Origin of the sequence: Rahnella sp. AN3-3W3 (genome assembly GCF_003263545.1) — a bacterium.
Lineage (GTDB): Bacteria > Pseudomonadota > Gammaproteobacteria > Enterobacterales > Enterobacteriaceae > Rahnella > Rahnella variigena.
In genome coordinates this window covers 1-19636 of sequence record NZ_JYDG01000019.1, presented here as the reverse complement: position 1 = coordinate 19636, position 19636 = coordinate 1, and the positions used below count along the sequence as shown (strand labels likewise).

The 19636-nt window shown below is 54.2% G+C and carries 16 protein-coding genes and 1 pseudogene; 1 reads left to right on the top strand and 16 read right to left on the bottom strand.

The window, feature by feature from the left end; translation table 11 throughout:
- Position 1 precedes the first annotated feature (1 nt).
- The gene (gene flhA / locus UC15_RS07600; RefSeq protein ID WP_112287876.1) at positions 2-2086 is read right to left on the bottom strand and encodes a flagellar biosynthesis protein FlhA; all 2085 of its coding nucleotides are present in this window, start codon (positions 2084-2086) and stop codon (positions 2-4) included.
- Positions 2079-3234 (bottom strand): annotated as a pseudogene (flhB, locus tag UC15_RS07595) (flagellar biosynthesis protein FlhB). The gene flhA and the pseudogene flhB overlap by 8 nt, the downstream one beginning before the upstream one ends.
- A 585-nt stretch (positions 3235-3819) precedes the next feature.
- On the opposite strand from flhB, the gene UC15_RS07590 reads away from it, so the two are divergent.
- A complete protein-coding gene (locus tag UC15_RS07590; RefSeq protein WP_112287875.1) occupies positions 3820-4371 on the top strand; it encodes a tyrosine-type DNA invertase in 552 nt (183 codons plus the stop codon).
- Positions 4372-4501: 130 nt separating this feature from the next.
- On the opposite strand, the gene UC15_RS07585 is transcribed toward UC15_RS07590, so the two are convergent.
- The 14 genes from UC15_RS07585 to UC15_RS07520 all read right to left on the bottom strand — a co-directional run.
- Positions 4502-5152, bottom strand: a complete 651-nt coding sequence (locus UC15_RS07585) for a LuxR C-terminal-related transcriptional regulator (protein WP_112287873.1) — start codon at positions 5150-5152, stop codon at positions 4502-4504.
- Between the two features lie 75 nt (positions 5153-5227).
- Entirely contained in the window at positions 5228-5941 is a 714-nt protein-coding gene (locus tag UC15_RS07580; protein ID WP_232829840.1) for a response regulator transcription factor, read from the bottom strand.
- 85 nt (positions 5942-6026) lie between these two features.
- Positions 6027-6584, bottom strand: a complete 558-nt coding sequence (locus tag UC15_RS07575) for a fimbrial protein (RefSeq protein ID WP_112287871.1) — start codon at positions 6582-6584, stop codon at positions 6027-6029.
- A gap of 32 nt (positions 6585-6616) precedes the next feature.
- Positions 6617-7705: a fimbrial protein gene (locus UC15_RS07570; RefSeq protein WP_157960970.1), complete on the bottom strand. Its 1089-nt coding sequence runs from the start codon at positions 7703-7705 to the stop codon at positions 6617-6619.
- Between the two features lie 14 nt (positions 7706-7719).
- On the bottom strand, positions 7720-10278 hold the full coding sequence (locus UC15_RS07565; protein WP_112287869.1) for a fimbria/pilus outer membrane usher protein: 2559 nt from the start codon (positions 10276-10278) through the stop codon (positions 7720-7722).
- Positions 10279-10379: 101 nt separating this feature from the next.
- A complete protein-coding gene (locus UC15_RS07560; protein WP_112287867.1) occupies positions 10380-11066 on the bottom strand; it encodes a molecular chaperone in 687 nt (228 codons plus the stop codon).
- 89 nt (positions 11067-11155) lie between these two features.
- On the bottom strand, positions 11156-11677 hold the full coding sequence (locus UC15_RS07555) for a fimbrial protein (protein ID WP_112287866.1): 522 nt from the start codon (positions 11675-11677) through the stop codon (positions 11156-11158).
- A gap of 496 nt (positions 11678-12173) precedes the next feature.
- Entirely contained in the window at positions 12174-12722 is a 549-nt protein-coding gene (locus UC15_RS07550; protein ID WP_095922315.1) for a tyrosine-type DNA invertase, read from the bottom strand.
- A 712-nt stretch (positions 12723-13434) separates the two neighbouring features.
- Positions 13435-14169 carry an SDR family NAD(P)-dependent oxidoreductase gene (locus UC15_RS07545; RefSeq protein ID WP_112287886.1) on the bottom strand — a complete coding sequence of 245 codons (735 nt, stop codon included), beginning with the start codon at positions 14167-14169 and terminating at the stop codon, positions 13435-13437.
- An 8-nt stretch (positions 14170-14177) separates the two neighbouring features.
- Positions 14178-14432: an acyl carrier protein gene (locus UC15_RS07540; RefSeq protein WP_112287865.1), complete on the bottom strand. Its 255-nt coding sequence runs from the start codon at positions 14430-14432 to the stop codon at positions 14178-14180.
- A gap of 55 nt (positions 14433-14487) precedes the next feature.
- Positions 14488-15312, bottom strand: a complete 825-nt coding sequence (locus UC15_RS07535) for a MaoC/PaaZ C-terminal domain-containing protein (protein WP_112287864.1) — start codon at positions 15310-15312, stop codon at positions 14488-14490.
- Positions 15312-16583, bottom strand: coding sequence for a beta-ketoacyl synthase (locus UC15_RS07530; RefSeq protein WP_112287863.1), 1272 nt, complete (start codon positions 16581-16583; stop codon positions 15312-15314). The genes UC15_RS07535 and UC15_RS07530 overlap by 1 nt, the downstream gene beginning before the upstream one ends.
- 3 nt (positions 16584-16586) lie before the next feature.
- Positions 16587-17981 (bottom strand): efflux transporter outer membrane subunit, encoded by a 1395-nt coding sequence (locus UC15_RS07525; RefSeq protein ID WP_112287862.1) that lies wholly within the window; start codon positions 17979-17981, stop codon positions 16587-16589.
- Positions 17978-19636 (bottom strand): ABC transporter permease (locus tag UC15_RS07520; protein ID WP_112287861.1); only part of this gene is annotated, 1659 nt, incomplete at its 5' end. The genes UC15_RS07525 and UC15_RS07520, both read right to left, overlap by 4 nt.

The window sequence follows — 19636 nt, the reverse complement described above, 5'->3', positions numbered from 1 at the left end:
ATTATTCCCCGCCGATGGTGGCAGTCATACGGATCTGACGGCTGTCGGTCATTTCCAGATTCGACATCACCACGATATTTGGCAGCGAACGGCGCAGGAAGCGCGACAACAGCGGACGCAGCGCATGATTGACCAGCAGAACCGGCGGTGCGCCAAGCATATCCTGACGCTGTAACGCGGCTTCGGATTGGGTCAGCAACCGTTCGGCCAGCCCCGGCTCGAGGCCTCCCCCGCTTTGTAAGGCCTGTAAGAGCAGGCGTTCCAGCGAGGTATCAAGGCCGATGACCTGCACTTCGCCATTACCCGGGAACCATTGCTGAGTGATGGCTCGTCCCAGCGCAACACGGACCACGGACGTCAGTTCATTCGGATCCGGCTGATTCGGCGCGTACTCTGCCAGCGTTTCAACGATGGTACGCATGTCGCGGATAGAGACCCGCTCGGAGAGCAGATTCTGCAACACTTTATGCATGTTGGTCAGGGAAATGACGCCCGGAATGAAATCTTCCGTCAGCTTCGGCATTTCTTTGGTGACGCGCTCCATCAGTTCCTGCGTTTCCTGACGGCCAAACAGTTCTTTAGCGTGCAGGCTGATCAGGTGATTGAGGTGCGTCGCGACTACGGTACTGGCTTCCACCACGGTGAAGCCCTGAATTTGTGCCTGTTCGCGCATGGCGGGTTCAATCCACACCGCCGCCAGCCCGAATGCCGGATCCACCGTCGGTTCGCCCGGCAGTTCGCCAATCGCGCTGCCCGGGTTAATTGCCATCCAGCGCCCCGGATGTGCGGTGCCGGTGCCAATTTCCACGCCTTTCATCAGAATGCGATAGCCCGCTGGCGGCAGTTCGAGGTTGTCGCGGATATGAATGACCGGCGGCAGATAGCCCATTTCCTGCGCGAATTTCTTACGGATACTGCGGATACGTCCCAGCAGCTCGCCGTTCTGCGCAAAATCCACCATCGGGATCAGGCGGTAACCCACTTCCATCCCCAGCGGATCCTCAAGCTGCACGTCCTGCCAGCTGGCTTCCACCATCTGTTTGCCGCTTTCAGCCGCCGCCGGAACGGCTTCTTTCGCCTGAGGTTTTTTCTGCTCCTGTCCGCGCGTCCACCACGCCAGTGCTAACAGACCGGCAGTAAACATCAGGAACACCAGGTTTGGCATTCCCGGCACCATACCGAGCAAGCCCAGAACACCGGCGCTCAGCATCATTACGCGTGGATTGCGGAACAGCTGGGTGACCATCTGCTCGCCGACGTCTTCGTTGGTACCGACGCGGGTGACGATAACACCGGCAGCGGTGGAGATAACCAGCGCCGGGATCTGCGCGACCAGACCGTCACCGATGGTCAACAGGGTGTAGCTTTCCGCCGCATGACCGAGATCCATACCGTGTTGCAGCACACCGACCAGCAGGCCACCGACCACGTTAATGATCATGATCATCAGACCGGCAACGGCGTCACCGCGCACGAATTTACTCGCACCGTCCATCGAACCGTAGAAGTCCGCTTCCTGCGTCACGTCGCTGCGGCGTTTTTTCGCTTCGTCTTCACCAATCAGACCGGCGTTAAGATCCGCGTCGATTGCCATCTGTTTACCCGGCATCCCGTCGAGCACGAAACGCGCACCCACTTCGGCGATACGTCCGGCACCTTTGGTGATAACCATGAAGTTGATCAGCACGAGGATGATAAACACCACAATACCGATGGCGAAGTTCCCGCCGACCAGGAAGTGGCCGAAGGCTTCGATGACCCGTCCTGCTGCTGCGCCGCCGGTGTGACCTTCCATTAAGATCACACGCGTCGAGGCCACGTTCAGCGACAGACGTAATAAGGTGGAAAACAGCAGAATGGTCGGGAACGCGGCGAAGTCCAGCGTACGCTGGGTGAACATCGCCACCAGCAGCACCATGATGGAAAGTGCAATGTTGAAGGTAAACAGCAAGTCGAGGATGAACGGTGGCAACGGCAGCACCATCATCGACAGGATGATCAGGATAAGAATGGGGCCTGCCAGCACCTGCCATTGTCCGGACTTAAAGTTGGCGGGTAAACGCAGTATCGCGGCCAGATTAGCCATGGGTATCACTCTCTCCTGCTGCAAAATCCAGGCCGTCAGGCACTGGCAAATGTTGAGGTTTTTTCGGGATCAGACCACCTTCACGCTTCCAGCGTTTGAGCTGATAAACCCAGGCCAGCACTTCCGCCACAGCCGCATATAATGCCGCCGGGATCTGCTGACCAATGTCACTATGCCGGTAAAGCGCACGTGCCAGAGGCGGCGCTTCCAGCATCGGGATTTTGTGTTCGGCACCGAGTTCTTTAATGCGCAGCGCCACTTCACCTGCACCTTTCGCCAGAACCTTCGGCGCACTCATTTTGTTTTCGCTGTACTGTAACGCCACGGCGTAGTGCGTCGGGTTGGTGACAATCACGTCAGCTTTCGGCACATCGGCCATCATGCGGCGTTTTGCCATGGCACGTTGCTGCTGACGGATACGCCCTTTCACGTGCGGGTCGCCTTCCTGACTTTTATGTTCGTCACGGATATCCTGCTTACTCATGCGCAGTTTTTTTCAGGTTGCTCCAGATTTGCCAGAACACGTCGAATCCGACCATCGGCGTCAGTCCGAGTACCACCATCAGTCCGCAGAACACCACCATGTTCAGTGCTTCACCGAGCGCCGGGATGGTCGGTTGCGCCAGCAGGCGCATCATATCCGGCCATTTATGCCACAAATACAATCCGGCGACGGTGCCCACCAGTAACGCTTTGAGGATGGCTTTCAGCAGTTCGGCCAGCACCTGTCCGGAGAATAAACGTTTAAAACCTGCAATCGGATCCATCCGGCTGAATTTGAATTCAAAGGATTTACCGCTGAACATCAGGCCGCCGAGCAGTAACGGTGCAGCAAGGGCGATCAAAATCAGACCGCCGATCACCGGCAGTAACGCCCAGACCGCACGTCCTAGCAACGTCGCCATCTGCTGCAAAACCTGACGGTCATCGCTGACCATGCCGTGATCGAATTTCAGCCCCTGAGAAATCATCACGCCAAGCTGGCGAGCCATCGATTCACCGGACATCCACAGCAACGTTAAACCGCCGCCGAGCATCAGAACGGAAGTCAGTTCGCGCGAGCGCGGGATTTGCCCTTCTTCACGTGCTTTTTCAAGCCTGTGTGCGGTGGGGGCCTCACTTTTTTCGAGATCGCTTTCTTCAGCCACCGGCGGTTCCTGTCAGCATTTACCCGGCGCATAAAAACGCGACAGGCACAATTTCAGGCTTAGCATGACAAACATCAGCAGGTTTGATGGGGAGAACAAAGGGAGGTTTTGAGGTCTTTTCCCTAAATCAAACGGGACGGCGTGCCTGGTTCAGGAAAGTGAAAATAGCGTAGGGTGCTGAGTCGTCGCCGGTAAAATTTACATTTGGCTATTTTGTGACAATCACGAAAATATCATCGCGCCGGACGCTTATGATTTACCCGCCAGTCAGACGGGGCACGCCTAATAGGAATAATCCTGGGATCCTCTAAGATTGATAAACAAAACAATTAATTATGGGGCCTGTTTAAATAACTTTTAAATTAAACAACGCAGGCAGAAAAACTAATTTCATGCATAATGATTTCCTTATTACATTATATTTTTGGGATCTAAATCCCGAAATTTAATTACATAAGCCGGCGAATAATACATAGTCTGAATAATTCATTTGCTGAATGTATAATCTAATGCTTAAATAGCTCACCATCGCGTATGAAGCACAACAACCTGTAAAATAAAAGAATTGCTCAAAGGATTAGGACAATGGCAGGGAGAAAATATCTCACTCATTTGGAAATTGAGAAACTGGTCGCCGCAACTGCGGTCGGAAAGAACGCAGTCAGAGATAAATGCATGTTATTAATGTGTTTCATTCATGGCCTTCGCGTCAGTGAATTAACAAAGTTACGGGTAAACGACATTGAGCTGGCAACGAATATAATTCACATATCCCGGCTGAAAAATGGTTTTTCGGTTCATCACCCGTTACAAATCCGCGAGGTAAAGGCAATTAAAGACTGGCTGAAAGTCCGTTCGCAATATCTTGATTCAGACACTGAGTGGTTATTTCTCTCACGACACGGTGGTCAGATCTCCCGCCAGCAGATCTACCGTTTAATACGCAACTATGGAAAACAAGCCGGTATCAATGTCAATGTTCATCCTCATATGCTCCGCCATGCCTGCGGGTTTGCGCTGGCAGATAAAGGATGTGACACCCGGCTGATTCAGGATTATCTCGGTCACAGAAATATTCAAAATACCGTTATTTATACGGCAAGTAATGCAGAGCGGTTCAGGGCCATCAATATTTAGCCGTATTGATCTGCGCCCCAAACGGAAATGCCCGCTTTAATTATGAAGGGGCATTTCCCCCCGCCCGTCGGCCTCTCCCCTTCACGGCCTGTTCATCACCTTTTTGAAGACTTTTTTTAAGACCTGTTTTTTAGCACATGTTTTTCAACATCAGGAACAGCTCGGAATCGGTTTTCACTCCCAGCTTACGCATCGCATTGCATTTGTGCGCACTGATGGTTTTGATGCTCAGCTGCTTAGCTTGCGCAATTTCACGCAGATCCATGCCGTTATAAAGATGTCGCAGCACCTCAGTTTCGCTTCGCGTGATCCGCGCGGAAACCTGAATGTTTTGCTCAGTCAGACGCACCAGGTCGCAACAGATCCGCGGGCTTAAAACGCGCTTTCGGGCAAATGCCTGTCTGAAATAATCCTCTGTGTCGCTCAGCGATTCACCGCGTGCAATCAGACTGATATTGCGCTGGTTTACCAGCTTACGCAGTTCGTTGCCGTTATGGCAAAGCGTATAGACCACCATATTCAGACGGGGAAATTGCTCACTGAGATTTAGCAGAATATCCAGCCCCTGGTGCAGGTTTTCCTGCGCGCTTTGCAGATCCGTCACCAGAATATCCACGGACTGATACATCAGGGCTTCTGAGATTTTCTCCAGACATGTCTCTTTCACGCGGATATCGCAGCCGCTATCAATGGACTTGATCAGTGATGACAGCCCGGAGAGCGTCAGCGGCTGGCTGTCCATCAGCGCCACGGCGCGGGTCGATGTATGAGTATGATGCATAACTCTCTTGCTCCTTGCTGCCGGGCGTCATTTCCCGGCACCGTTCCATTTGCGGATGCCCTTTTGCCACCGTGATTAATGGCTGGCAGCCGGACCAATCTTCGCCATCCATGTGCCCTGGGCAAAGAGTTCACTGTCATTGTGAAAACCCAGTTTCATCATCGCATTACGCTTATGCGTGCTCACCGTGCGGATATCGCGATGCAGCGTCTGTGCGACGCTCGAAACGCTCATGCCCGAGAAAAGACAGGTCAGCACCTCCAGTTCACGGGCGGTGAGTGCCGGGTTTTTCATCGCGGTGGTCGTCACCAGCCTCTTTGCTTTCGGGCTCAGCCACTGTTCCCCGCCGGCCATCACGTCAAAAACACATTGCACCAGGGCCAGCTCCGGCTCGTGTTTAAGCAACACACCGTTGGCCGGAGAGGACGCCAGCAGTTCCAGCACGCGGTGATCGCTGAAATCAGTACAGATGATGATTTTCATCTCCGGATGTGAATCTTGCAGATGAGCCAGCAAACGCAGGCCATCAAGCACCGATTCCTTTTCGCCGCAGATGTCCATGATAAGCAGTGCCGGCAGTGAGCGGGCAATGGCTGCCGGAATTCCCGCAAGGCGTTGTACATAATTGACGGATTTTGTGATGCCGCAGGAACCGGTCAGTACACGCTTCATGCCCAGAGCAGTAACGGGACAAGCGTCCATAATCAGTACGCCTTCCGCCGGTAAATTTGGGCGGAAAGCGTCAGGGGTAACATGACCCGGCGTGAGGTTTTCGACACTGTTCATCATAGCTTCCTTGTTTTTCAGTCACATTCCCGACAGGGACATAATCCGGTACAAAATCCTTGTTTTCCTCAGTTGCTGAGCGTTCGGCTTACTGGTAGGTAAACGTGACTTGCACGCTGCCGACAATCGTCCCCGGCGTCACCTTCCCCTGCGCGCTGTACGCCCGGGCGCGCATATCGAACGTGGTACTGCGGGTGGCGGTGTCAATGTTCTGAACTTTCTGCGCCGCGTTTCCCAGTGCCGTACCGTCGCTGGTTTGCAGCTGAATTTGCACCTGCGTGGCGCTGCCGGTGTTGGCGTACATGTCGCTTTCAGTCTCATCCGGTGTCCCGTTGACGGTCATGGTGGCTTCTGAGGTCGAGGCCGGACACGCCGTCAGCGCAATCGAGAAAGGTTTCCAGTCTGATGATGAGCCGGCCTCTGCCATCGAGGAGGCCAGAATCTTCTGCCCCAGATCCACATTCATTCCGCCGGAAGGCAGGCTGATCGTGCACGGCGACGCTTTAATATTACCGGTGATATTCAGCACGGTGTCCGCGCTGGCGGGTTGCCACAGCGTGCTGGCCGTCAGCCCCAGTCCAAGCGCCAGAAACAGCGCCGGTGCTTTTCCCTTAGTGATTACAAATGCCGTTAAGCCTTTCATCATGGTGATATTCCTTTACCGGTCACGTCCCGGAATTACTGTATTTCTGCGCGGATAGTCGCGGTGGCGGTGAAATCACCGGTGCCAGGCTCTTTGCCACTGGTGTTAATCGGAAATAAGTTAATCTGCGACGTGCCCACCTGAGAGGCGTAATCCATCGTCAGCGGTAAGCGGCCGCTGAGCGGTGCCACGGTGGCGCCCGCGCTGTCCTGGATCCTGACACCCACATCGGCGTTAGTGGTCGAGAGTGCGGTCGGATCATTGGCATCCGGCGTTCCCTGGAAAGAGAGGCTGACATTAACGCCTTCGGAAATATTGGTGCAGGCCACGTTGAAATTGACGTTTTTCGGCGAGAAGTTTTTCGCCATCTGACCTTTGGTGGCGATATCGCCCGACAAGATGTCGCCAAACGGTACCGTGATCACGCCACCGCCATTGATAACGCACGACTGTGGCACCGTCACTGTGCCGCTCATCCAGACGGTCGAGACAGGAACGGCAGACTGCGTCGTCGCATCAGAAGCGATATACACATCCACGACTTTGGTCAGCGGAATGGTTTGAACACCGACAAAAGGCCGGCGGAAATAGAGTGAAATGGTGCCGCGGGCGCCGGTGGCATAAGGATATCGGGCGCAGCTGGTGGCGGTATTCTGGTTACTGACACTGGTGAACGGCGTCGATTTATAATCGCCAAATCCCCCGGCGATATAAACCTGACTGGCCACGGCCAGAAACTCGTTGATACTGTAATAATTCAGGTTACCGTCGGTGTACGCCAGCCCGGTATCCGGTACTTTTGCGGTCACATAACCCCCGACGTAGCTGCCGGTGCAGGAACAGGTCACATTGTAGTTACCGCTGAGGTTCCACTGATAGGCGTTGTTAACGATCTTTCCGGCCGTGTTTTGGGTCGGGTCAGTTAACAAATAACTCATGTTGAACGTATAGGATTTTGTCCCGTCCGTCGGGGCGCAGTCACCTGCCTGCGCATTGGCGCTCAACATGCCACCGGCCAGCATCAGCCCGAACAATGCGCCCTTCTTACCCCCGGACACGCGGCGGAGGATTGGCTGGCGTGGTGAAGTCACGTCTGTTGATAATTGATTCATACGATCGGTCATGTCCATGTTCCGCCTTACCGGCAGTCTCCGTTAATAAGTTGAATACCCGACGTGGCCGGTTGTTCAGGCAGGCGATAGTTCACCTGACAGGACTGCGCCGCTGAATTACCCCATTTCACTGTCAGCGTGCCGCTGTCGGACATGCCTGACAGATAAACCTGGCCGCCGTCCCCGACAATGCTGCTGTTCTCCTTGTCCCCGTTGTTCACGCCTGCGGTGGCACCAAATGGCACCGGCTCGCCGTTGGCGCGGGTCAGTGTCATCAGCACGCGCTGGCCGATGTTCGGATCAAAGTCCGCACGCACCACCGCGCCACGCGTCGGGATCACCGTGGTACTGGTCAGCGTCATATCGACGTCGTCCGGCAAGGTTGAGGTATCAAGGGAAATCTGGTTACGCCGGTACGCCGTGGCGTAAGGCACCACCGCATAGCCGCGCCAGTCGGTTTTAACCCCGGTATTGCTGGCGATGCTGACATCGTCGGCGCCCGGCGCTTTCACCAGCACCACCGTTTCACTCAGCGGTTGCGAGAAGGTGACGCCATTTTCGTGCAGTAAAATGCCGCCCTGCAGACCGTAATCCATACGGCGCTGGCTGCGGTCGTAGCCGTAACCGGCATTCACTTCGCCGTATCCGCCTTTATAGTCGGCGCTGGCATAGCCGTTCGCACCCTGCCCCTGCGTGGTGTAACCCTGACTGATGTTGTAATTCAAATTGTCGTCACGCAGCGCCGTACCGCTCAGGCCGACGTTATGCGAAGTATTGCCGTTTTTACTGCTGTTGAGGTTATAGGTGGCGTAACTGCCCGGCAGCCATTTGCTCAACGGCACGCTGATATTGACGGCCACAATCTGATCGGTGTAATAGGTCCGGTTGCCGTTGCTGTCCGTGCCATTGCGGTTATAGGTGTAGTTAACCCCCCAGGAAATGCCTTCCCAGGTGTTGTTGTAACCCACGCTGCCCGACTGAGTTGACCGGTTATTATTCCAGTATTCTTCTTTCACCAGACTCAGCGAAAGCGCACCGCCCTTTTCCCACAAGTTCTGGCTCAGGGTCAGTTCAGCACGGCTTTTCTTGTGATCGCTGTAATATCCGCTGCCGCCGGAGTAGCTTTCCAGCGCTTCCTGCAAGGTGTAAAAACCGGCGGTGGAATAGCGGTAGCTGGCCAGGCTAAAGTTGGTGCCTGACTCAACAAAGCTTTTGCCGTAGCGCAGACGGTAAGACTGACCGCTGTCTTTTGGCGCGTCTTCCTGTTTGGTCCAGGCCTGCGTCACGTCAGCGGAAAGCGCACCGATGCTGCCGAGGTTTTGACCCAGCCCCATCGCCACCGACTGGTATTTGCTGGCCGCCTGCAAGCCGCCATACACCGTCGCACCGTGCGATAAACCATAAATCGCGGTGCCCTGAGTGAATGGCGTCTTTTCGACGTTATCGTTATACGAGCGGTACTGACCGCTGGTGAAGCTGTATTTCAGATGTCCTTCGCGCTGAAGCACAGGCACCGACGCGAAAGGCACCACCATGTTTCGCTCACTGCCATCGGCTTCTTTAATCGTCACATTCAGGTCGCCGCTGCCCGCTGTCGGATAGAGATCTGAAATGGCAAAAGGCCCGGCAGGCACGTAACTCTGGTAGATGACATACCCGTTCTGCCGGATGGTGACCTGCGCATTACTGTTGGCAATGCCACGCACCACCGGCGAATAGCCTTTCATGCTGTCCGGCAACATGTCGTCGTCGGAAGCCAGCTGTAAACCGCGAAACGGCACCGTATCGAACACTTCGGTCGGCGAGTTACTGTCGCCTAACGTCAGCTGACTCCGCAGCGTCTGGATATCACGTTGCAAATAGGTGTTGATGGAATCCCAGTGGTCAGTGCCTTTGCTGTCGCGGTTCCAGGTGGAATAGTTACGCAAACGCCAGACACCCAGATTCGCCCCGGAACGCAGATTCAGGTAATAGGTATTGCTGTTACGCGTGTCGTTTTCCCGCGCTTCAGTGTTCGCACCGCTGAAGCTGTAGTTCATCAGCAGCGCAGGAATACCCGGATCCCATTTGTCAGGAGACACGTAACCGCGCGCCTGCGAATTCAGCGCCGCCTGGGGAATGCTCAGATCCAGCCGTTGCTGATCGAAGCGGAAAGCAGCAGAAGACTGCGCTATCGCACCGGTAAAATTGGCACACTCGTCTGTCGCCTGGATGCCGGGGAACATGCCAATCTTCACGCCCATATCCCGCAGCAGTTCGCCGCTCAGGCAGGGCTGCAGGCTTTGTTTACCCGCCGCATCCGTCGTCAGGGTAAATTTAACGTCGCGGGTATCGACCTCTGAACCATTCAGATAAATATCAACACGATAAGTGCCTGGCGGCTGTAAATCCCCCTCTTCGAAAATCGACAGATCCGCATTTCCCTGTGCAGGATTATCGATTTCCAGTAAGGCCGGGTTGAAATATTCCGCTGCGCTGGCCAGATGCGTTCCGCCCATTAACATTGCTATCTGGCACGACACCAGCCAGGCAAGCCGGGAACGCGTAAAACCGGCCGAATGATGACTTTTCGTTTTGTTCTTCATTGTGTTAATTCCATGTTGCAACGCAGCCAGAATTTCTGGCGCTACTCCCTCGCCTTTCTTGTTTACCGCCGTGACAGACTTCTGCTGGTCATTAATTCAGGTCAGAGACTGGCAATAAAAGGTTTGCTGGTGCCGCCGTAATCGTTGATGAATTGCCAGCTCAGTGAGCCGCCGGTGACGCCAGCCGGTAAGTCAAAAGTGGCATCAGACTGCGGTGCGACCATGGTGACGTTCTTCATCGCGCTGCCATTGATTTTCACGTTGAAGAAAGTGATGTAATGCGCCGACGGATTGGTCACCTGAATGCGGTTACCAGTGCGTTTCCATGTCAGCGTTTTAGCGGACTCTTCCAGCGTACTTTTCACGCCTGACGGGCGAAAAATCAGCTTGATGCGCGTTTTCACGGCAATCTGCAGGGTGTTTTCCCGCTTCTCTGCGGAAGGAATCGATTTGATATTCAGCCAGTACAGTGACTCTTTGGTCTCAGGCAAGTCACCGCCCGCACGCACTACACGCAGAATGTTTTGCTGATTACCGTCAAGGCGGAATAAAGGTGGCGTCACGATGAACGGCGCTTTGTCAGCCGGTGCTGTTTTGCCGTTTTCAGCGCCATCCACCCAGGACTGGATCAGATAAGGCGTTTTATCGGGGTTACTGATATTGATGGAGGATTCTTTCTTGCCGCCGTCATAGATGAGACGCGTGCCGCCGACCACGACACCCGCCTGTGCGGCCATGCCGAAGGTCATTAATAATGCTGCCACCGCTGTAGCGCGCCATGTTTTCATGGTGTCCCTGCCTGTCTTAACCATTCAAATAGACCAGGGGCATGCACTCCCCTGGTCTGACTTAATTCAACTGAAGCGAATCAAAAGGCTTATTGATAAACCACGGTGAACTGAGTCACGCCGTTTGCATCACCCACCGTGACTGAGTCAGTCAGGGAGATGTAACGGGCGCTGAAGTCCAGGTTGTTAGGACCGGTGCTGACCAGCGGATAAACAGAGGAGTCTTCGTACAACGGAACCACTTTGTTCTGGTTGTCAGAAATCTGAATACCTACGCCTGAAGCAGTGCTGTCACCGGCAGTCAGCGCCAGCACGGTGTTGTCACCAGAAACCTGAGTACCGTCGAAACGCACGGTCGCACCGGTCACGGTGTCAGGGCAGTCGGTCAGAACTAAAGTGAATTTTTTGGCAGCGGCCAGTGAACCCGCAACAGGGAACGCGGTACGGGCGATATTACCCAGGAAGACATCCTGGTTTTGAGAAGCAGTATCGATCGTACAAGCCGCATCTGTGATAGTGCCAGTGAAGTTAACGGCGCCATCTGCTGCAAAAGCAGAAGAAGCGAATACAGAAGAGGCGACCAGGGCAACAGCAAGAAGATTCTTTTTCACGAAATTTTTCCTATTAACATAATGCACATCGAAACACCTTTCCCGGTGTCCGAATTAGTTTTGACAAAACCATCTGTCATTCCTTTATTTAGTTCATGAGGTTCCACCCCACTTAATAAGCCGCCGGACGGGTTTAACCCCGAAACCCAAACGATTCATTTTGAACTAAAGTGACTCCTTTGGTTTATTGTGCTAAATAGTGAATATCGTGAAGAATTTAATTCTTTAAAATGATTAATTTATGAAATTAAACTGAAGTATTGACAGGGGGAATGAGAATGGCGTGAGAAATCAAGCGAAGAGAATATAAGAAAAAACCGAGAGACTTCCGGTGTACTGAAATAACAAATTAACTTTTAAGTAATTGAATTTATTAATATTTAAATAAACTTCTGCGGAGGGGTGCACTCAGTATTGACAGAAATTTACCGGCTGATTAGAGTATGCTCCAATTTAGTTCAAAATGACTCCATTGAAACAATTAATTACAGGTTAACTACCAGACTTCTTTAAATCTTTTGGCGTTGCTCGCCGTATATAAAACCGTGTTCTGAATATTACGATGACCTAAATAATCCTGAATTAAGCGGGTATCAATCCCTCTGTCTGCCAGCGCAAAGCCACAGCCGTGTCTTAACATATGCGGATGAGCATTAATAGTCAGATTAGCGGCCTGACTATAATTTCTAATTAACCAGTAAATGCGCTGTCGTGATAATTTTGAACCGCGATTAGAAAGAAACAACCAGTCGGAATCCGCACCACGGTATTGCTTTCTTTTATTCATCCAGAGCATTAACGATTTCCTTTCCCGCATATAGAGAGGATGAACGGTAGAGAAGCCATTTTTTAACCGGTGGATGTAGATATTATTGCCTTCCATGTCGATATCCGAGAGCCGCCAACTGCTGATTTCACTGACCCGGCAACCGTGGATAAAACACATCCAGATCAGGCAATAATCCCGTTCTGCGTGCCTTCCGCGCAACGTAGCCTCTAGCAGTTTCTCAACTTCAGACGGAGTCAGGTATTTACGATTTTTCATAGTGCCTCTTCATGTTCATGGTGTCCCGGATAAGTATTGATTTCAGTGGCACTCATCATTCAACACTTTTCCGAAAATGGAATTAGTGATCGCCTGCTGCACAGCGGTTCATTAATTCATCGTTTAATCACAGGGGGGTTTTAATATCCCTGCGTGTTTAAAGCCCTCCTTAAAGTGATGCATATAAAGTCAATTCACTCATTTTCAATATACGTCCTAAACCAAACGCCATCAAATAAAAGAAAATAAAAACCAAAGCCTTATGATTATCACCACTGACGATTAAGTTTATATCATATTCGCCATAACGGAGGCGTAATTTAAAATAATTCACGGTTTTTAAACCATTGTGAATTATATTTAACCTGTCACGGACGTGGCTATCAGCATGGCGTATTTTCGCATTAACCCTTTAATACCCTCTCAATTCGGGGGCTACGGAAGCGTTTTATCCTGCCTGTGGCAGGAATTTTTTACAAGGAAATTTCTGAGGCTTTTTACGCATTTTCTAAGCGGAAGAGGATTTTATTTCAGGGGTATAGCTGAACATCCGAAAGTTGTGCCAAATATTCGGTGATCTGGCCACCACAAGTCGTTTTTTTACCGGCTACGGCGGAGATTAGCAAAGCAGGAACAACCTGAGGTTGCAGAAAAGCAAAAAAAAACAGGACGCAATGCGTCCTGTTTTGGCCAGGCTGAAGATAACAGGGGATCAGGCGGAAAGACCACCGTCCAGAATGAGACTTTGTCCGGTCATGTACGTGCTGTCTTCACTGACCAGCCACGCCACCGCGCCTGCCACTTCGTCCACCTTTCCGAAACGTTTCATCGGAATCGTTTTACGCAGCGCCGCCAGCTTATCTTTAGGCATATCAGCGAGAATTTCGGTGTCGATATAACCGGGCAGCAGGCAGTTAACCCGAACGTTAAAGCGCCCCAGTTCTACCGATAACGTCCGCGCCAGGCCGATCATCGCAGCCTTACTCGCCGCATAAGCACTCTGACCACTGTTACCCTTTATGCCCGTTACCGACGACATCATTACCACCGAACCACCGCCCTGCATCATCATCGGTTCAAGTAACTGGCTGTTCCAGTAGAAGATGGCGTTTAAGTTGGTGTCCATCACCTTGCGCCAGTTATCGGCGTTCTGGTGAATATGCAGCGCATCAAGGGTGATACCCGCATTGTGTACTACGGCGTGCGGCGCGCCGTAGCGTGCCAGCAGGTCAGTGGCCAGACGCGTAACCGCCTGCTCATCACGCCCGTCGCACTGATGACTTTCGACCCGGCCTGGCAATCCCGCACAGGCCAGTTCCACCTCATGGGCGGCGCTTTCGCCCTGACACCAGGTAAACACCACATTCCATTCTTTCGCCAGACGCTGCACGGCGGCGCGTCCGATCCCCCGGCTGCCACCGGTGATTAAAATCCATTGATTTCCCATGACTTGTTTCATGGCTTAGTGGCTTTTTCGCTGAGATACTGGCACAGCTCACGCACCGTAATGTTCACGTTATCGACGAACAAATCGGCTTCGATGGTGACGCCAAACTCTTTCTTCGCCAGCACCATCAGTTCAACGTAATCCAGGCTGTCGAGTTTGAGCTGATATAACGGCATGTCCGGGGTGAGATCTTCCTGTTCCAAATCCTTCGCGTCACACAGCATCTCGCAAACCTTGCTGTAAACCTCATCATAATTCGCCATGTTTTATTCCTTTAAGTGAGTCAGTTGTCTTTGTTTTTTAAGAAAAATCAGTATGTCATTCAGTCAGCGGTCCGGTTTTAAGCGTGACTGCGACGGACATCAGCGGTTCACCGTCCTGCCATGCCTGAATGCATGCCAGCAGCACCAGTCCGCGCTGTTTTTCGCCCATGACCAGCGTCGGCCGGATGGCGTAATGTATCGCGCCGAAACGCTGTCCCTGTTCTGTCTGGGTCAGTAATCGCGGGGAAAAATGCGTTTCATGATGCGTCTGCACCACCTGTACCAGAGTAAAAATGTCACCCAGACTGTTCGCCTGAACCGACGGCAAAAGACTGTGCACGGTTTCCAGCGTCTGCGGAGCGTTCACCAGCTGACGAAACAGCACGGCGTCAAGAAAGCTCCACGCCGGAACCACCGGGCTGCCGACAGCCAGAAACTGCGTATGCAGCGTTGCCAGTTCCTGCGCGCCCAGCGTATTCATCTGCATGACCGGCGGTAACACCAGCGCGTCCGTCGCGATCAGTTTGCTGCTGATGCTGGCCTGCTGTGTCTGCACATGACGCAAACTGGCGCTCAGCTGCACCCCGTCATCACGCAGCGTTTCGCGCACCGGCAGCTGATACAGCGTGTCGCACAACACCGGTTCGCGCAGACGGCTGGTAAACATCAGTCCCTCTGCCCCAAACCCGTACTTTTCACGCGAGGTACTCAGCGCCGATTTCATATCCAGCATCGCGCGCATTCCGTGAACGCATAATCCGGTCAGACCAAGACGCTGCGCCTCTGCCGCGTCAAAATGCATCGGATTGTAATCACCGGAAAATGCCGCCCAGCGTTCGGCGTCCGACAGGCTGTAACGCAGAGTGTCAGCCGCCAGCATTATTTCCCCCTTCCGATCACCAGCGCGGCGTTCGCCCCGCCGAAGCCGAAACTCAGGTTCAGCGTGGTGTTCAGTACCGCCGGACGATGCACATTGGGAACGTAATCCAGATCGCACGCTGGATCGGGCGCATCAAGATGGCAGGTTGCGGGCATGATCTGATGCTCAAGCGCCTGCAGGCAGACGATGGATTCAAAACTCCCTGCCGCCGCGATCAGATGTCCGGTATAGGATTTGGTACTGGAGCACGGCGTGGCGTAAGCCGCCGATTCGCCCAGCGCAATCTTGATCGCTTCGGTTTCGTTGAGATCGTTGAGCGGCGTAGAGGTGCCGTGCGCATTGATATAATCCAGATCGCTGGCAGCAATACCGGCCTGCGCCAGCGCATGGCGGATGGTTTGCACCCGCGCAATTTTGTCTTCGGCTGGCGCGGTAAAATCAAAGGCATCCGAGAAATTGCCGTAACCCAGGATCTCGCCGAGAATGTTTGCGCCGCGCGCAAGGGCAGATTCCCGTTCTTCCAGACACAGCACCGCCGCACCTTCGCTGAGCACAAAACCGTTGCGATGCAGGCTGAACGGGCAACAGGCGCGGGTGATTTCTTCCTGTTCACTGGCCAGCGCGCCCAGCACATCAATATTCCATACCGCCGAATCAGAGCGCAGAGATTCTCCCGCGCCCGCCAGCATCATGCTGGCCCGGCCATTGCGGATCAGTTCGAAAGCGTCGCCGACCGCGATGGTTCCGGTCGCACAGGCCGCGACCGGCGTATTCTGATAGCCACGCAACCCCCACAGCAAACTGACTGCCGCCGTGGCGGAATTCGGCATGGAGAAAAAGCAGCCAAAAGGAGATCCCATACCGGTACGCAGATAGTCTTCGTAATGCAGCTGGGTTTCATCCTGCCCCGCCCAGCCGGTGCCCATAATGACGCCGCAGTCGCGCAAATCGTAATGTTGCTCCGGCTTGTCATCGCCAAACGCCATCTGCATGGCTTCCCGCGCAGAGGCCAGCGTCAGCCGGGCATAACGCGGCAGGCGGCGACGGATCGCCGCGGGCACACCTTTGAGCGAAGGTTCATGATCAATCAGGCCATAAAAACGCGATTTAATCCCGGCAGCTGATTTGTCGCAGTAGCGGTAGCCGGGGGTGTAATCCATGATCGCGGCCCAGCTTTCAGCGGAGTTCAGCCCCAGCGGGGTCACCGCACCGTAACCGGTCACGACCACCCGACGCGGCGTGTTTGCCGTCTGTAAAACATCCTTTTGCATGCTTTATCCTTGTTGACTCAATGTATTGTCTTCCCCGCCACCCAGCGCCAGCCAGAGTTTCATCGTGGAATACAAATAGTTATATTGCGTGGTGACCAGCGTGTTCTGGCTGTCGAGCAAGGTGTTCTGCGCGTCGAGCAGCGTCTGATACACCACCGAACCGTGGCGATACTGGCTTTCCACCAGTGCCAGCCGCTGCTGACTTAATGCCAGATCTTGCAGCTGTCGCTGTTTTTCCTGCTGATAGGTCAGGCGCTGCGACATGGCATTGTCGATATCCTGCAACGCGCTGTACGACGCGCTGCGGAACTGAATCGCCGCGGTTTGCACATCCAGGCCAGATTGTTCAACGGTCAGCCGTACTTTGTTCCATTCGATAAACGGCAGGTCGAGCGCAGATCCGAGCGTTCTGGCCGGATTGCTGAACCATTGCTGAAACACAGATGCCCCGGCATTCAGTGACGCATTCAGCGTCAGCGACGGATAAAAGCTCAGCCGTGCAACGTCCGAACCGGCCAGCGCCGCACGCAGATTCAGTTCAGCCGACTGCACGTCCGGCCTTCTGGCGATCACTTCAAGCGGTAAACGCTGCGCCACCGGCACGCTCTGATGAATATCCAGCGACTGACGCTCCGCAGCGTATTGCCCCGGCGGGCGGCTGAGTAAAATCGCCAGTGCATTTCGGTTTTCATCGCGCTGCTGATACAAATCGCGCAGGTTGTTTTCGCGGCTCAGCACCGTTTGCTGTGCCTGCAAATAATCCAGCTGACCGAGATCACCGGCTTTCCAGCGTGACGTCACCATCACCAGGGTTTCCCGGGCAATCGCCAGGCTTTGCTGCAAATTACTGATCTGCTGATTCAGGCTGGCAATCTGCCAGTAAAGCTGTGAGGTAGTGCCGATAAGCGTCAGCGCGGTGGCCTGCAAATCCTGCTGCGAGGCTTTTGCCAGCCAGTCGGACTGCTCACGGGTACGCGCCAGTTTCCCCCACAAATCCAGCTCATAAGAGGCCGACAGTGAGTTTGTGTAACTTTCGACCGGCGTGGTCTCGCGGCGCATATTTTTGGTGTTGCTGGCCGATGCACTGGCGGAAAAATCAGGGGTCAGATTCAGGTCTGAGAGTCCCGCCGTCAGCAGCGCCTGCCGCAGTTTTATGCCCGCCAGCGCCAGGTCGTTATTGCTTTGCAACGCGGAAACAATCAGCCGTGACAGCTGCGGGTCATCAAAGTTATCCCACCAGTGCGGGGAAAATTTCGCCACGCCTTCGCCGGTATCCTGCACGCGCCAGGTTTGCGGAACTGAGAGCATCGGCCGCTGGTATTCGCTTTTCAGCGCCTGACCACAGCCGGTCATCAGTACCGTCATCACCGCCATTGAGAGTAAATTCTGTTTGTTCATTCGCGTGCCAGCGCCTCTGTCGGATGCAAACGCGCGGCGTTGCGTGCCGGGAAAAAGCCGAAGCCGAGCCCGATAAGCGCCGAGAAACCGCAGGCTAAAAGGATCGGCGGCCAGGTGAAAATCATGGTGAATTCCTGCGTAACCTGAGAAAAAATCAGCCCTGCCACGCCGGATCCGACAATGCCGATCAGACCGCCGAGGGTACAAATCACCACCGCCTCAATCAGGAACTGACGCATGATGTCCGCCGGACGTGCGCCAACCGACAGACGAATGCCGATCTCGTGCGTTCTTTCCGTCACCGACACCAGCATAATGTTCATCACGCCCACACCGCCCACCAGCAGCGAAATCCCGGCAATCGCGGTGATCAGCAACGTCATGGATTCCGACGTTTTACGGATGGTTTTCGTCAGCTGGTCGTTGGTCATGGTGAAGAAATCGCGTTTGCCATGCGCCGAATCCAGCAGTTGCTCAACGTTGCGCTGGGCGACATCCGTCGGATAACCGTCGGCAATGCGCAGGGTGATGGATTGCAGCGGCGTATCCCCCGACATGCGCTCCAGTAATGAGGTATAAGGGATCCACGCGCCGAGCTGCTCGCCGATATACTTCGGCCCTTTTTTATCCGCCACGCCGATCACCCGGTAAGGCACGCCGGAAAGCTGGATAATTTCGCCCAGCGGATCCTGTCCGGGAAACAACGTACTGCGCACATTCGGGTCGATAATTACTACCGGCTCGCGGTCGTCGAGATCGCGCGGCGTAAAACGGTTTCCGGCAATAAAGTTGAGCCCCTGTACGCGAAAGAATCCGTTACTGACGCCCGACAACGACACCAGCACCTGCTTACCGCCGCGGATTGCCATCACGGTTTTGCTCACTACCGGCGACAGGCTGTCGATGTACGGCTGTCTGCCGAGCAAATCCACGTCTTCCAGCGTCAGGGAACGTTCAAAATCAGGACGCGGTTTATCCCAGCCCAGACCGGGCTGAATTTCGATGGTGCTGGTACCAAGCTGGCTTATCTGGCTGAGAATGCTCTGCCGTGCGCCCTCGCCCACCGCCATTGAGGACACCACCGAAGAGATGCCGATAATGATGCCGAGCATGGAAAGAAAGGCGCGGATCCGGTGTCCGAGCAGGGAACGCCACGCCATGCGCACCGCTTCTTTCAGACTCTGCCAGAGCGGCGTGCGTCCGGTGGCGGCAATGGCCGGTAATCCCTGAGATTTGCCCTGCTGCATCACCGGATTGATGCGGTCCGCGACAATCTCACCGTCGTGGATTTCGACAATACGCTGACACTGTTCGGCGATACTGCGGTCGTGGGTGACGATAATCAGCGTATGCCCGGCCTGATGCAGGCCATGCAAAATCGCCATCAGCTCCTGACCGCTGGTGCTGTCGAGCGCGCCGGTCGGCTCATCGGCGAGGATCACCGGCGCACCGTTCATCAGTGCCCGCGCAATACTGACACGTTGCTGTTGCCCGCCGGAAAGCTGCGCGGGCCGGTAATTCATGCGGTTGCCAAGCCCTAACCGGTTGAGCAAATGTTCCGCCCGCGCCTGACGCGCCGCCGCAGGCATGTCGGTATACAGCGCCGGAATGGTGACGTTTTCGAGGGCCGTGAGATACGGCATCAGGTGATAGCG

Bases quoted from the DNA above. Each gene is read 5' to 3' on its own strand.
- flhA (WP_112287876.1), bottom strand. From the start codon at position 2,086: ATGGCTAATCTGGCCGCGATACTGCGTTTACCCGCCAACTTTAAGTCC.
- UC15_RS07590 (WP_112287875.1), top strand. From the start codon at position 3,820: ATGGCAGGGAGAAAATATCTCACTCATTTGGAAATTGAGAAACTGGTC.
- UC15_RS07585 (WP_112287873.1), bottom strand. From the start codon at position 5,152: ATGCATCATACTCATACATCGACCCGCGCCGTGGCGCTGATGGACAGC.
- UC15_RS07580 (WP_232829840.1), bottom strand. From the start codon at position 5,941: ATGATGAACAGTGTCGAAAACCTCACGCCGGGTCATGTTACCCCTGAC.
- UC15_RS07575 (WP_112287871.1), bottom strand. From the start codon at position 6,584: ATGATGAAAGGCTTAACGGCATTTGTAATCACTAAGGGAAAAGCACCG.
- UC15_RS07570 (WP_157960970.1), bottom strand. From the start codon at position 7,705: ATGACCGATCGTATGAATCAATTATCAACAGACGTGACTTCACCACGC.
- UC15_RS07565 (WP_112287869.1), bottom strand. From the start codon at position 10,278: ATGAAGAACAAAACGAAAAGTCATCATTCGGCCGGTTTTACGCGTTCC.
- UC15_RS07560 (WP_112287867.1), bottom strand. From the start codon at position 11,066: ATGAAAACATGGCGCGCTACAGCGGTGGCAGCATTATTAATGACCTTC.
- UC15_RS07550 (WP_095922315.1), bottom strand. From the start codon at position 12,722: ATGAAAAATCGTAAATACCTGACTCCGTCTGAAGTTGAGAAACTGCTA.
- UC15_RS07545 (WP_112287886.1), bottom strand. From the start codon at position 14,169: ATGGGAAATCAATGGATTTTAATCACCGGTGGCAGCCGGGGGATCGGA.
- UC15_RS07540 (WP_112287865.1), bottom strand. From the start codon at position 14,432: ATGGCGAATTATGATGAGGTTTACAGCAAGGTTTGCGAGATGCTGTGT.
- UC15_RS07535 (WP_112287864.1), bottom strand. From the start codon at position 15,312: ATGCTGGCGGCTGACACTCTGCGTTACAGCCTGTCGGACGCCGAACGC.
- UC15_RS07530 (WP_112287863.1), bottom strand. From the start codon at position 16,583: ATGCAAAAGGATGTTTTACAGACGGCAAACACGCCGCGTCGGGTGGTC.
- UC15_RS07525 (WP_112287862.1), bottom strand. From the start codon at position 17,981: ATGAACAAACAGAATTTACTCTCAATGGCGGTGATGACGGTACTGATG.